The following is a 14,091-nucleotide window of genomic DNA, read 5'->3' as shown; positions in this document are numbered from 1 at the left end:
ATGACAAACGTACTTTTCATCAAAGCAAATGGTTTACCTGCCGAACGCTCAGTCAGTGTGGCACTATACGAAATTTTCCTAACTGAATACAAAAAGTCCCATCCGGACGATAATGTAACAGAACTAGATTTATTTGAAGCGGATCTACCTTATTATGATGTAACAATGATGAGTGGATTACATAAAGAAGCAGCTGGTGAATCTTTAAGCCTAGACGAAAAACGCTTAGCTGATATCGCGAATAGCTATTTGGATCAATTTTTAGCAGCTGACAAAATCGTTATGGCGTTCCCACTTTGGAACTTCAGCATTCCAGCTCAATTTTTAACGTACTTATTCTATTTAAATCAAGCTGGCAAAACATTCAAATACACTGCAAACGGTCCAGTTGGCTTAGTTTCTGATAAAAAAATCGCGCTGCTTAACGCTCGTGGTGGTATTTATTCTGATGGCCCAATGCAAGGCTTTGAAATGTCCCTTAGCTACGTAAAAAATGTGCTTGCTCACTTTGGTATCTCTGCGCCAGAAATGGTTATCGTAGAAGGCCACAATGCAAAACCTGATCAAGCAAAAGATATTATCTCTGCTGGTGCAAAAGAAGCAGTCGAGTTAGCTAAAATCTTTTAATTAACCAAAAACCGTGAAAGAGCTTATCCTCTTTCACGGTTTTTTTTGTGCTGTTTTCATTATCCTTTTGGTTTAGAAAATAACTAAAAGAGGAATTGGTTAAGATATAGCATTTTGTACACAAATAGACTAATGGTTAAATTTTAGGAGGGTTAATTTCATGAGAAAAATTGGGCTAAAAATTGGTTTATGTGTTCTTTTGATAGCTCCACTTACTATACCAATTTCTACGAATACATTTGCAGATGAAACGATAGACGCAAAAGCAGCACAAGATATAGTAAATATTCCCGACCCTGTTTTAAAAAGCTATCTAAATGGGCTTTTAGGGCAACCTAGTACAAGTGATATCACCGAAGCTCAAATGGATACTATCACAGATGTTAATATTAATAATGCTAGTTTAACGGATTTAACAGGGCTTGATTACGCTCATAACTTAGCTATTTTGCGATTATCTAATACTGGTGTGACTGATTACTCTGTCGTCGCAAACATAACAAGTCTGACTAATCTCAGTATATCTGGAAACAATTTAACCGATAGTTCCCTCCCTGATTTAAACGGCTTAGTAAATGTAACTAACCTCAATTTAAGCCCTGGTGCACTTGATAACAACTCGTTAACTAAAATAAACAAATTGCCTAATTTAACTTTCTTAAATCTAGATAGTAATTTTGCGATTACTGATGTGATGCCACTTAAATCCATACCAAACCTAACTACTTTATTTGTTCAATTTTGCGGAGTGAACGATTTTCGTGGGATTGATACTTTTCCAAAATTAACCAACCTATCAGCATACGGCCAAAATGTCGGGCGTAGTGTCCCTATCGAAAGTTCGATTAAAAGTTCCGCGTTAAACTATGATGAAACAAACCAAACTATTTTTGTTCCATTTACTTTAATGATTGGACGAGGTGTTAATTTTGACGGCGTCGCTTTTCCTTTTACAACGTCTACTAGCAGTTCGTCTACTTTATTCGCTTTAAATGATGAACAGATTGCTAGTAATCGTTTGAGCATTGATGATACAGGGATTACTGTTAGCGGAATTACAAAAGCAGATTTCGATTCTCTTGAAACAATGTATTATAATGCTCTTTATAATAACCCAGCTGGCAGTTACGCAACGCCTACTAATTTTACTAGTTACTCAGTATCTGGAGGAACATACCGACAATCTTTTAATATTGATCATACGCTTACTATTACGAACGATCCTGCTATAAGCTATACGGAGAAAACAACCGTAACCGAAGCCCAATTTTTACAAGATGTTCATGCCGTGACAGATGATGGCACCCCGGTCACTAGTGATTTTGATAGCGTCGTTGATTTTAACCAACCTGGCGTCTACACTGTCACACTAAATGCGGAAAATGCGGCCGGGCTAAAAGCAACCCCGACTCAAGTAACCGTAACTATTCTTGAAAAAACGACTATCACAGCGGATAAAACGGTCACTTATTCAAAAGGAACAGCTAAAACGGAGGAACAATTTTTAAAAGATGTTTCTGCTAAAACAAATGATGGTAGCAAAGTAACGAGTGATTTCGATAGTGTGGTTGATTTAAATAAAGTGGGAACCTATACTGTCACTTTGCGGGCGGTGAATGCTGACGGCGTAGAAGCGGATCCAATTACTGTCACTGTACACGTAGTAGAGGGAAATGAACCTCCGACACCACCCGGACCAAACCCAACGCCTGACCCAAACAACCCAGTTGACCCCAATGATAATGGCCAGTCAATTAATTCCGAAAACTCGGCAGACCCTACAGCAAACGAAACAAATGCCACTTTACCAAATACCGGTGACACGAGCCAAGCAACAACTGTATTAATTGGGATTATCCTCGCAGGCGTTGCAATTAGCTTTTTCCGTAAAAGAAAACATAGCTAAATTAGAACCGTAAAAGAGATTTTTCTCTTTTGCGGTTTTTTTATTTATAATACTACTAAAAAAGGAATTGTTTTAAATTCTAAAATTTTGTATAATTAAACACTGAGCACCAATTTTTTAGGAGGATTACATACATGAAAAAAACTGGGATAAAGATTGGTTTATGCATTCTTTTATTAGCACCTTTGACCATACCTAATTTCACACATACTTTTGCTGAAGAAAATACGGAAACAAATGTACCACAGGATGTGATTAATATTCCTGATCCTGTTTTAAAAAGCTATCTAAATGGCTTATTAGGACAAGCTGCCACAAGTGATATTACCGGGTTGCAAATGGACAAGATTAAAAACGTTGATATTAATGGAAGTACTTTAACAGATATAACTGGGCTTGAATTTGCTCACAATTTAACATCTTTGTCTTTATTGAATACAAGTGTGACTGATTTTTCTGTGATAGCGAATATAACTAGTTTAAATAGGTTAATTATCTCTGGGACTAGCCTAACGGATGATTCACTACCTGATTTGAACGGCTTGATAAATTTAACTAGCATGGATTTAAGCAATACCAACATTAATGATAACTCATTGGATAAAATAAATAAGCTTCCTCAATTAACAACCTTAACTTTAGGATATGATTATGCTCTTACAGATATAATGCCGCTTCAATCATTACCTAACCTAACAAGTTTGGATATTCAGTTTTGTGGTGTACATGATTTCCGCGGCATCGAGACTTTTCCAAAATTAACGAGCTTGTCTGCGCATGGACAAAACGTCGGCCGGACTTCTCTAATTAACAGCACGATTAAAAGTTCTGTATTAAGCTACGATGAAACGAACCAAACCATCTTTGTTCCTTTTGCCTTAATGAAAGAGCGTAGCGTTAATTTTGATGACGTTGCGATTCCTTTTACAACTTCTAATAGCAGTTCTTCTACTTTCTTTTCACTGAATAACGAACAAATTGCTAGCACTCGTCTAACAATTGATGATACAGGGATAACGATTAGTGGGATTACAAAAGAATACTTTGATTCAATTGAACAAATGAAATATAATGCGCGATATAATAACCCAGCTGGAGCTTATGCAACGCCGCCTAATTTTACTAGATACACGTTAACTGGCGGGACGTACACTCAATATTTTGCGGTTGAACATACGCTGAATATTGCTAGTGACGAGACGATGAGTTATGTAGAGCAATCAACCATTACAGAAGAAAAATTTTTACAAGATATTCATGCCGAAACAGATGACGATGCACCTGTTACGAGTGATTTTTCTAGTGTTGTTGATTTAAATACACCTGGCGTTTACACTGTTACATTAAATGCAGAAAACTCAGCTGGTTTAAAAGCAACGCCCCAACAAGTGACGGTAACTATCCTTGAAATTCCAATCATTACAGCAATGCAAAGTATCACCTACCTGAAAGAATCAGCTGTAACGGAGGAACAATTCTTATTAGATATTTTGGCTGAAACAAGTGATGACAGTACCGTAACAAGCGATTTCGAAAGTGTCGTTGATTTAAACAAAGTTGGCACATATATGGTCACTTTACATGCAGTGAGCGAAAGTGGCATTGAGGCTGATCCAGTTACTATTTCCGTAGAGGTGGCCAAGGAGGATGAACCGGTAAAACCAACTCCGACGCCAGACCCAGATAAACCAAATGAAATAGTTGATAAAAACGAGTCTGTGAATGCAAACAAACCCGAAAAAAACGTATCCGATCCAGTAAACAAAACTTTACCAAAAACAGGTGACTCCAATCAGGCAACCACCGTCTTAATCGGTATTCTGCTTGCAGGGATAGCCACTAGCTTTTTCCGTAAAAGAAAACATCGTTAAATAAAAAGAAGCTACGATTAAGTAGCTTCTTTTCTTATTGAGTAACTGTCCCGTGAAAGGCACCCATACCGCCCATTACATTCGTTACATCAAAGCCTTCTGCCGCTAAAAATTGACTCGCGCGCTCAGAACGACCTCCCGCGTAACAAATAATCGTATAAGCTTGCTCTTTATCAAGAGTTGCTAGCTTTTCTGGTAGTTCATTGATTGGAATATTGATTGCGTCCGGAATGTGCCCCTCAACAAAAGCATCTACATCTCTGACATCTAGTATATTAAGCTGCGAGTTTTTTAATTCTTGCTCTAAATCATTTGCCGTAATCGATTGATACATCTATTTTCACCTCTTCAATTTCTTCTTTACTAACCATACCGCCTAATCCACCATCAAACAAATTTTCTGCTCAAAAAAAGACAATGCAGCGACTGGGCCACATTGTCTTTGTAAATTTAAACTGCTTGAGCTCCAGTAAACTGACTGTTGTAAAGATCAGCGTAGAAGCCTTTTGCGTCAAGTAATTCTTGGTGTGTTCCTTGTTCGATAACGCTACCGTGATTCATAACAAGAATTAAGTCTGCATCACGAATGGTTGAAAGTCTGTGGGCAATGACGAAACTTGTACGCCCTTCCATCAGATTACCCATCGCAAGTTGAATATTTAATTCTGTACGAGTATCTACACTAGAAGTTGCTTCATCTAAAATTAGGATAGATGGATCTGATAAAATCGCGCGGGCAATTGTTAGAAGTTGTTTTTGACCTTGCGAAATGTTAGAACCTTCTTCATTCAAGACGGTATCATAGCCATTTGGAAGTCGGCGAATGAAATCATCTGCGTATGCTGCTTTTGCTGCTCCGATAACTTCATCTTTCGTTGCCCCTTCACGACCGTATGCGATATTGTCTGCAATCGTTCCGTTGAATAACCACGTATCTTGCAGTACCATTCCGAATTTTTCACGGACAGCATCTTTGGTCATATCGCGTGTATCGATACCTTTCATGCGAATCTCGCCGCCATCCACGTCGTAAAAACGCATCAGCAAGTTGATAATTGTTGTTTTACCAGCACCAGTTGGACCAACAATTGCCACCATTTGACCTTCTTCAACATGAATATTTAAGTCGGTCATTAACGGTTTATCTGGAGTGTAACCGAATTTCACGTGGTCGAATACAATGCTGTGTTCTTCGCCAGCAACTTGGTTAATATTTGCTGGAATTTCGTCTTTTTCTTCTTCTTCGTCCATCATTTCAAAAACACGTTCTGCTGAAGCAATAGTGGATTGAATGATGTTCGCGATGTTTGCTACGCTGGAAATTGGTTGCGTAAATAATTGGACATATTGCGTAAATGATTGAATATCCCCAACTTGAAGTGTTCCGTTAGTAACAAAAATACCACCGGCCACACAGACACCTACATAACCTAAGTTACCAACGAATTGCATTACCGGCATCATAATCCCGGAAATAAATTGCGCTTTTTTAGCTGCTTTGAAATAATCTTCATTTACTTCATCAAATTTTACTAACGTTTTCTTTTCTTGACCAAAGGCTTTAATGATTGTTTGGCCACCGTAAGTTTCTTCTACAGTATCATTTAAAATACCGAGGTTGCGTTGTTGTGCGCCGAAATAGCGTTGTGATCTTCCGGCAATAATTGCTACTAGAATAATACTAATTGGCACCGTTACAAGAACGATTAGCGTCATTTGCCAGCTGATTGTTAGCATCATGATTAAAACACCGATCATTTGAACAATCGCGGTAATGGCTTGCGTTAGAGATTGTTGCAGCGTGTTCGCGATGTTATCCATGTCATTAACAGAACGACTAAGAATATCACCATTTGAGCGCGTATCATAATATTTCAGCGGAAGTCGAGCCATTTTTGCCTTTAAATCTTTCCGCATGTCATAAACAGTACGTTGCGCAACACTCGACATCACGTATTGCTGAATGAAGCTAAATAAGGAACTACCAAGATATAAGACTAAAACAATCATTAATATATTGAAAATCTTATCGTTATTAATTCCATCTTGGCTCATAACACCTTTAAAAATTTCGGTTGTTGCTTTCCCGAGTTCTTTCGGGCTGAAAATATTGAAAATCGTGGATAAAATCGCAAAGATGAATACGACAATGATTGCGACAGAACGAGGTTTCATATAGCCTAGAAGCCGAAATAGTGTTTCTTTAAAGTTTTTTGGTTTGGCGGTTGTTTGCATTCTCATTCCACCACCGGGACCTGGACCACTCATGCGATTTCCTCCTCTGACAGCTGTGACCTCATAATTTCTTGATAAATCTGGTTAGATTCTTTTAATTCTTCATGTGTTCCAATGCCGGCAATTTTACCTTCATTAAGAACGATGATTTGGTCGGAATTTACAACGGAAGTAATCCGCTGTGCCACAATAAGTGTCACGGCTTCTGTCGTTTCTGATTTCAAAGCTTCACGTAATTTCGCATCCGTTTTGAAATCGAGCGCGGAGAAGCTGTCATCAAAGATATAAATTTCTGGTTTTCTAATTAACGAACGCGCAATCGATAGTCGTTGTTTTTGACCACCAGAGAAGTTATTACCGCCTTGTTCTACGCGACTTCCTAAACCGTTTGAAAGTTTGGATACAAAGTTTTCGGCTTGGGCAGTTCGAAGTGCTTCCCAGATTTCTTCATCGGTTGCATCTTCTTTCCCGTAGCGCATATTAGAAGCAATTGTCCCTGTGAATAAAACGGCTTTTTGCGGTACAAGTCCGATTTTTTGTCGCAGGCTGGATTGATCCATTTCGCGCACATCCATTCCATTAATTTTCACAACGCCACTTTCGACATCGTAAAAACGTGGAATCATATTGATTAAAGTAGACTTACCAGCACCTGTACTTCCGATGATTGCAACTGTTTCGCCAGCGTTAGCCTGAAATGTAATATCTTCAATCACTGGTTTTTCAGCACCTTCATAACGGAAAGTTACATTCTCAAAAGAAAGTTTTGCTGGTGGTGCACTTGTTTTTGGATTTTCTGGATTTAGTATTTCTGCTTCCATGTCTAGTACTTCGTTGATACGTTCCGCGGAAGCTCCAGCACGTGGAATCATGATAAATACAGCAGAAAGCATCATGAAGGACATCATAATTTGCATCGCGTATTGAATAAACGCCATCAAGTCCCCTACTTGCATATCACCGTTACCAATAAAAATGGAACCAATCCAAACAATCGCGATGGAAGTTAAGTTCATAAGTAGCATCATTAACGGACTCATTAGAGAAAGCAAGCGGTTGACTTTAATTGCAGTTGTCGCATAGTCCGCATTCGCTTCTTCAAATTTTTCAAGTTCGTCTTCGTTACGGTTAAAGGAGCGAACAACACGAATCCCTGTTAAACCTTCACGAATAACGCGGTTTAATTTATCCATTTTCTTTTGTAGCGATTTAAACATTGGCATTGCTTTCCCACCAAGAACGACTACTAATAGAAGCAGTAGTGGTAAAACAACGACAAAAATAAGCGATAGTTTCGCGTCACGTCCGACAGCCATAATAATACCGCCGAGTAACATGATTGGCGCCATCACCATTAGACGCATCATCATATAAAGAACGTTTTGGATTTGAACAACGTCATTTGTCGTTCTCGTAATCAGCGAGGAAGTTCCCACTTTATCAAATTCTTGTAAGGAAAAGTCCTCTACTTTTGTAAAAATTTTGTCGCGCAAGTCTTTCCCGAATCCCATCGAAATTTTCGACGCAAGATAAACTACGATAACCGACAAGATAACCGAGGCGAACGATATGAGTAGCATCTGCATTCCAGTGCTCCAAATATAATCTGTATCGCCATTTACAACGCCTTTGTCAATAATGTTAGACATCAATGTTGGTAAATACAACTGTCCGATAACTTGCCCGAAAGTAAGGACTAATACGGCCGTAATACTCAGCCAATAAGGTTTTAATCTTTTCATTAATTTCATCATTTGCAGTTTATACCTCCTTATTTTCGGATTTTGTGTTTAAGTAATCTGTAAGTTTCTCTAGGAGCGTGATCAATTTTTTCATGTCGTCTTCGCCTAAAAATTCTTGCATATCTTCAAAACTAGCTTGAAACTCATCGAGCATTTTTTCGGATACTGCCGCGCCGACATCGGTTAATTCTACGTACATCGAGCGCTTATCTTCTGGGTTTTGGACACGTTTAATGAGCCCTTTTCCTTCCAGAGATTGCATCATTTGCGTTACGCTTGGTTTTGAAATTCTAAGCATGTGACCAAGATCGGAAACACGAATTTTCGGCCCTTTGCTTTTAAGCCCACGAGATAAAATAAAAATAAATCTTGTTTCAGATTTACTGTAACCTGGAATTTGGAAACTTTTTAATTCAGCATGCTTAAAATTCATGAAAGCCTTAATTACTGAGTGCCCCAAGTCTTGATTTTCCGAAGACATTTCTCCACTTCTCTCTATCGTTTAATTAGTTTACCTAACTAATTATATAAAATATCTATTTTTTGTCAAGCAATATCTTGGCGTCTTTTTGAAATTAATCTATACTTTTAACTTTAATTGCCTTATAATGGCTTTAATTGTATTTAAAATGAAGGGAGGGAAATAAGTGAATTCAGTACATAAGGTCGCCAGTATAAGTCTTTTTACACTTGCTTGGCCGATCTTTTTAGAGCAATTTTTACGACTGATGATTAGTTATATCGATGTCTTTATGTTGGGGCATTATTCGGATGATGCGGTTGCTGCGACTGGGGTTGCTAATCAGATTCTAGTAATCTCTATTATTATTTACGGCTTCATCAGCGTTGGTGTGCAAATTATCGTTGCGCAAATGATAGGAGCAAAAAAACATAAAGAAATCGAAAATGTAATTACAAATGGCTTAGTGGTCGCGTTCCTAATTGGAATTGTGATGAGTATTATTTTCATTTTTATGTCGAAAAATTTCCTGACTTGGATGGGAATTGATCCTCATTTAGTTCAAGTTGGTGCGCCGTTTTTAGAAATTATCGGTGGGAGTTCGGTTGTTATCGCGATTCATGCTTCGATTTTACCGATTCTTCGGGCGCATGGTTATGTTAGACAGTCGATTATCGTTCCCGTGACAATTAGCATTATCAATGTTGTCGGTAATTACTTATTTCTTTACGGCCCGCTTGCATACTTAGATTACGGCGTGGCAGGTGTCGGGATTTCCACTGCTGTCGCTAACTTCGTCGGAATGGGTCTAGCCATTTGGATGCTAAGAAAATACATCGGCTACACCTTCCATTTCAAAAAATTGGAGCAAGTTTCCAAAAAACTACTTTATTCGATTTTACGACTGGGGCTTCCGTCTGCTGGGGAAAATTTATCCTATGCTGGCTCGCAACTTGTTGTTACGGCGATTATCGCGATTTTAGGTACAGAAGCACTGACGACAAAAGTGTATGCCTCTACTGTCAGCCAGTTTGTTGCACTCTTTGCTATCGCGCTCGGTCAGGCCTCGCAAATTATTATCGGTCGCGCGGTTGGTGCCAAAGAAATTGATAAAGCTTATAAGCAAGGTTTACGCAGTTGGAAAATTGGTTTAGTCGTCGCAATTGTAGTCAGTGTTTCGATTTATCTGTTTGCTGAACCGATTATGCGACTATTTACAACAAACACCGAAATCATTGCGATGACGAAAGAATTGTTCTTGCTTTCGATTTTCCTTGAACTTGGACGTGCCACGAATATTATCATTATTAGTAGTCTTAACTCTACAGGTGACGTTCGTTTTCCATTTATATGTGGGTTGATCGTCATGTGGATTGTTAGTTTGCCGTTCTCCTATGTACTTGGTATCTCGGCCGGGCTTGGGCTCGTTGGCGTTTGGCTTGCTTACATTATCGATGAAGGCGTTCGAGCCGTTCTAATGTACCGCAGATGGCGCAGTAAAGTTTGGTCTTTAAAATCAGTCATATAAAGAAACGTCTCTTTGATTTTTTTCGAAGGGGCGTTTTCACATGACAAAACTGTCATTTTCATTTACATATCGTCACCTAATTCGATGGTTTCATTTCTCTTTCCCCGCTATACTAGACTTATAAACAAATGAGAGGATAGATGAGAAATGTTTGATAAAAAGATTATTAGTGCGCTTAGTTATTTCAGTCTTTTCTTTGCCCCTGTTATTACTCCGGCGATTATCTGGTGTACAAATAAAGATAAAGAAATTCGACATCATGTCAAATGGGCGCTCCTTACGCAGACAACATTTGTCGCTGGTCTTATTGTTATAATTTCACTTTATAATAATGTTCCTTTTAGTACCAATAGCGCAGATACCATTCAATTTCTTGCTTTAGCCACTGTATTTTTTATCGTTTTTCTTAATGTATCGATACTCATTTTCAACTTGATTCGGGGTATTACACGTATCGTAAAGAGGAATGACGATAACTGGGCTAGATGTTAAGCTAACTTCCTAATTTATGCTATAATATAGTGTACTTTAGGAGGTTTTTTTAATGCGTTTTATTATCGCTTATTTATCGATTTTTGTTTTAGGTATTTTTTCTGCACTGTTAATCGAAACAATCCTCTATGAAAATGTCACACCACAACTTGTTTTTTCAGCGATACTTTTTGCTGCTCCTGTAATTTTAGTTGCCTCTACATTAGGCGAAATTTTTTACGGATTTAGCAAGAAAGCAAGCTACTTCACCTTTATGATATGGGGATTTGCTTATGGGGTTGTTGCAGCAGTCATCATCCTAAGCATTATCCAAGTTTCCGGTATGATTATTTCCGTTGGTGTATCTGTTCTTGCGGGAGTTATTATGGCACTACTGGCCGTGATTTTCTTCTTTTTACGCGGTGGAAAAACGACTAGCGGGAAAGCTGCTACGAAATAAAAAAATGTCTATCCTAATTGATTTTTTCAACTAGAATAGACATTTTTTTATTCTTCTTCAAACGCATGGTGACTCAAATTAAAACGAATCGTTTCCAGTGGATAGCCGTAAAAATCCTCGGTAAATTCTTCCACTTGAACAAACCCTTTCGCCACGTAAAAATGGATCGCGGTTTCGTTTCCTTTTTCGACGTTAACAAACATTGGTAATGGCACGTGAAATAACGTCATGCCCACTTCCAAAAGCTCCGTACCAAGTCCGCGTTGTGTTACTTCCGGCAATAAATAAAAAGCTGCGAGCTCACTTTTCCCCTTCTCAAGTTCAATAAAATTCGCAAAGCCAATCACTTTATCTGCTTGTTCTAAAACAGCAAAAGGAGTCGCTGAAATACGATTATGCAGCGTTTCAACATTATAAAATCTTCCCAAAAAGTCGTCTTGTACATCATTTGGAATTAAATCTTGATACGTATGATGCCACGAAGTAATCGCTACATGCTGAATGGCCTCGGCATCGGAATTAGTTGCTTTTCTAATATGAAAATCCATCATCCATTCTCCTTCCCCTTACGCAAATTGATAAAACAGTTTATCTGACTTTACCCCTTTTTAACAAAAAGAATGCGCTAATTATATAATTAGCGCACGGATTTTTTATTTTTTGATTTTAATATCGCCTGAACTTGTTTTCACTGTGACACGGTTCGCTGTATTAGAATCACTTGTTGGTGCTTTTACACTACCAGAATTACTACTTGTTTCGTAAATAGCTTTAAAATCGCCTGGTATCTCTAGTTCTACTTCACCAGAATCTGTATTGATGTTGATGTTTTTTACTTGTTTGATAAATGCTGCATCCACATCTCCTGAGCTTGTTTTAGCCGTTAGATCATTCGTTACGCCCTCAAGTTCAATTGATCCAGAGTTAGATTCTGCTTGCACTATACCATTTGTATTCGCATCAATATCACCGGAACTTGTTGTTAACACGGCCAAATCTGTCACACTATCAGTCAAATCGATTTCACCAGAATCAATCGCGATTTTCAATTTTTTCGCTTTAACTCCGCTAGCAGTCACATCTCCTGAACCACCATTCACTTCTAAATCGCCGGTTAAATTAGTAATTTTTGTCTCGCCTGAACCTGTTTCAAGCGCTGTATTTGCTTTAATAGTAGCTAATTCTAAATCACCAGAAGAAGTCGCCATTTGAGCAGTATCCGCTTGGAGATTAGTCACTTTCAACTCACCAGAATTAGTCGAACTAACAAATTTCTTTACGTTAAAATCAGCAATTTGGATATCGCCTGAATTAGATTTCACTTCTAAATCAGTCACTTTTGTATCTTTCGTTAAGTAGACAGTTACTTTTTGTTTTCCGTAAGCATAGATTTTACCAAAGTTGTTATACCAATCATCTTCTTCTGGAACCGTAATATTAAATGAAGTTCCATCTTCGGAAACTGGTTCTAATTTTTGGATTGCTTTTTTATCATTTGCGGAGTAATTACCTTTTAATTCGATGTAATTTTTTCCAGTTGTGCTTTCTTTCCATTCAATTGATACGTCTCGCTCGGATGAAAAGGCAATCGTGTTAATATTTTCGTTTGCTAAGTCCCACTGTTTTGTAAGTGGTTCTCCTTTTTCAATCATATCACCTGAGTTCATTGTGATAGCCACGCCGATAGCACCGATGATGAATAGCACCAAACCGGCGAAAAATAATTTCTTGCTTAATTGATGTTTATGCATTGTTTCCGCCTCCTTTGACTGCATATTTGTGCCAATGAATAATCGCCATTGTAGCTTTTGTCGTAACCTTCGTAAGCGCACTTGCTACAAATAGAAGCATCAGCCCCAAACCAACAAGCCCAATAGAAACAAACATTTGATAAAATTCGAAATCAGCGCCAAACAATAGCATTACACCAAGCAGCACTGGTGAAAGAAGAAAAGAACCAACCGTCGCCCAAAGTGAAATAACTAATGACCATAGCGAAACCATAATTGGAATGATAAGACAAATATCTAGGAAAAATAAACCTACTCCAATTAAAATTTGCTTACTGACAGATCGATTTTCATTTTGGTTTTTACGTGGTACATAATAATATTCTGCTTCGACATGTTCTTCGCGGATATTACGTTCACTTAAAATATCTGCCGCAATTTCTTCCGGCGTTCCAAGGTCAAAAACGATTTGTTCCTCGCTTTTCCCTGCTTCAATCCCATTTCTGAAATGCTCTTGATAATCAGATAATAGCTCTCTCCGTTCTTTAGGATCAAGCAATTCTAGGCGTTGATTTAGTTCATTTAAAAAATCTTGCTTATTCATTTACTGCTTCCTCCTCTGTTAAAAGCTTTGCAACACTGTCTGTAAAATTATTCCATTCTGAGATAAGTTCATTCAAGTAAATTTCGCCTTTGACAGTTAGCTGATAATATTTTCTTGATGGACCTTCATTCGATTCTACTAAATAAGTGGAACAATACTCTTCTTTGACTAATCTTCTAAGTACTGGATAAATAGCACCTTCCGCTACCTCAATATATTTAGAAACTTGATTCGCTAACTCATAGCCATAACAATCTTTCTTTTGAATTAAAAATAAACAGCAAAGTTCTAACACACCTTTTTTGAATTGTGGGTTAACCTCCATGCTAACTCCTCCATTCTGTTAAATTGCACACTAATATTAAGTAACCACTACTATATATTGTTCACTACCACTATAGTTTATCATACACTAGTGTTCAATGCAAGGTACTGATTTAAAAAACTAGTATTGTTT

14 protein-coding genes are annotated in these 14,091 nt (G+C 38.0%); 6 read left to right on the top strand and 8 right to left on the bottom strand.

The window, feature by feature from the left end:
- The 3 genes from HCX62_RS01815 (at nucleotide 1) to HCX62_RS01805 (ending at nucleotide 4,404) form a co-directional block, all read left to right on the top strand.
- Complete coding sequence (locus HCX62_RS01815; protein ID WP_185636811.1) at nucleotides 1–627, top strand: FMN-dependent NADH-azoreductase; 627 nt, start codon at nucleotides 1–3, stop codon at nucleotides 625–627.
- Between the two features lie 160 nt (nucleotides 628–787).
- On the top strand, nucleotides 788–2,533 hold the full coding sequence (locus HCX62_RS01810; RefSeq protein WP_185636810.1) for a LapB repeat-containing protein: 1,746 nt from the start codon (nucleotides 788–790) through the stop codon (nucleotides 2,531–2,533).
- A gap of 134 nt (nucleotides 2,534–2,667) precedes the next feature.
- A complete protein-coding gene (locus HCX62_RS01805; protein ID WP_185636809.1) occupies nucleotides 2,668–4,404 on the top strand; it encodes a LapB repeat-containing protein in 1,737 nt (578 codons plus the stop codon).
- Between the two features lie 34 nt (nucleotides 4,405–4,438).
- Here the strand turns inward: HCX62_RS01805 and HCX62_RS01800 are convergent, their stop codons facing one another.
- From HCX62_RS01800 to HCX62_RS01785, 4 genes are all read right to left on the bottom strand, one after another.
- A complete protein-coding gene (locus HCX62_RS01800) occupies nucleotides 4,439–4,738 on the bottom strand; it encodes a rhodanese-like domain-containing protein (protein WP_185636808.1) in 300 nt (99 codons plus the stop codon).
- A 116-nt stretch (nucleotides 4,739–4,854) separates the two neighbouring features.
- Nucleotides 4,855–6,672 carry an ABC transporter ATP-binding protein gene (locus HCX62_RS01795; RefSeq protein WP_185636807.1) on the bottom strand — a complete coding sequence of 606 codons (1,818 nt, stop codon included), beginning with the start codon at nucleotides 6,670–6,672 and terminating at the stop codon, nucleotides 4,855–4,857.
- Nucleotides 6,669–8,393: an ABC transporter ATP-binding protein gene (locus HCX62_RS01790; protein ID WP_185636806.1), complete on the bottom strand. Its 1,725-nt coding sequence runs from the start codon at nucleotides 8,391–8,393 to the stop codon at nucleotides 6,669–6,671. Before HCX62_RS01790 ends, HCX62_RS01795 begins: the two co-directional genes overlap by 4 nt.
- A 7-nt stretch (nucleotides 8,394–8,400) precedes the next feature.
- Nucleotides 8,401–8,862, bottom strand: a complete 462-nt coding sequence (locus HCX62_RS01785) for a MarR family winged helix-turn-helix transcriptional regulator (RefSeq protein WP_185636805.1) — start codon at nucleotides 8,860–8,862, stop codon at nucleotides 8,401–8,403.
- A gap of 166 nt (nucleotides 8,863–9,028) precedes the next feature.
- Here HCX62_RS01785 and HCX62_RS01780 point away from each other — a divergent pair, with 166 nt between their 5' ends.
- The 3 genes from HCX62_RS01780 to HCX62_RS01770 all read left to right on the top strand — a co-directional run bounded on the left by HCX62_RS01780 (nucleotide 9,029) and on the right by HCX62_RS01770 (nucleotide 11,300).
- Nucleotides 9,029–10,369, top strand: coding sequence for an MATE family efflux transporter (locus HCX62_RS01780; RefSeq protein WP_185636804.1), 1,341 nt, complete (start codon nucleotides 9,029–9,031; stop codon nucleotides 10,367–10,369).
- 147 nt (nucleotides 10,370–10,516) lie between these two features.
- Nucleotides 10,517–10,861 carry a magnetosome magnetite crystal formation protein family gene (locus tag HCX62_RS01775; RefSeq protein ID WP_185636803.1) on the top strand — a complete coding sequence of 115 codons (345 nt, stop codon included), beginning with the start codon at nucleotides 10,517–10,519 and terminating at the stop codon, nucleotides 10,859–10,861.
- A 52-nt stretch (nucleotides 10,862–10,913) separates the two neighbouring features.
- Complete coding sequence (locus HCX62_RS01770) at nucleotides 10,914–11,300, top strand: hypothetical protein (RefSeq protein ID WP_185636802.1); 387 nt, start codon at nucleotides 10,914–10,916, stop codon at nucleotides 11,298–11,300.
- 47 nt (nucleotides 11,301–11,347) lie between these two features.
- On the opposite strand, the gene HCX62_RS01765 is transcribed toward HCX62_RS01770, so the two are convergent.
- The 4 genes from HCX62_RS01765 to HCX62_RS01750 form a co-directional block, all read right to left on the bottom strand.
- The gene (locus HCX62_RS01765; protein ID WP_185637981.1) at nucleotides 11,348–11,848 is read right to left on the bottom strand and encodes a GNAT family N-acetyltransferase; all 501 of its coding nucleotides are present in this window, start codon (nucleotides 11,846–11,848) and stop codon (nucleotides 11,348–11,350) included.
- 105 nt (nucleotides 11,849–11,953) lie between these two features.
- On the bottom strand, nucleotides 11,954–13,051 hold the full coding sequence (locus HCX62_RS01760; protein ID WP_185636801.1) for a DUF4097 family beta strand repeat-containing protein: 1,098 nt from the start codon (nucleotides 13,049–13,051) through the stop codon (nucleotides 11,954–11,956).
- Nucleotides 13,044–13,634: an HAAS signaling domain-containing protein gene (locus HCX62_RS01755; protein WP_185636800.1), complete on the bottom strand. Its 591-nt coding sequence runs from the start codon at nucleotides 13,632–13,634 to the stop codon at nucleotides 13,044–13,046. Before HCX62_RS01755 ends, HCX62_RS01760 begins: the two co-directional genes overlap by 8 nt.
- Nucleotides 13,627–13,959, bottom strand: coding sequence for a PadR family transcriptional regulator (locus HCX62_RS01750; RefSeq protein WP_185636799.1), 333 nt, complete (start codon nucleotides 13,957–13,959; stop codon nucleotides 13,627–13,629). Before HCX62_RS01750 ends, HCX62_RS01755 begins: the two co-directional genes overlap by 8 nt.
- Between the last annotated feature and the right edge of the window lie 132 nt (nucleotides 13,960–14,091).

Source organism: Listeria swaminathanii, from assembly GCF_014229645.1.
GTDB lineage: Bacteria > Bacillota > Bacilli > Lactobacillales > Listeriaceae > Listeria > Listeria swaminathanii.
The sequence above is the reverse complement of the archived record's forward strand: the minus strand, read 5'-3'. Positions and strand labels throughout refer to the sequence as shown.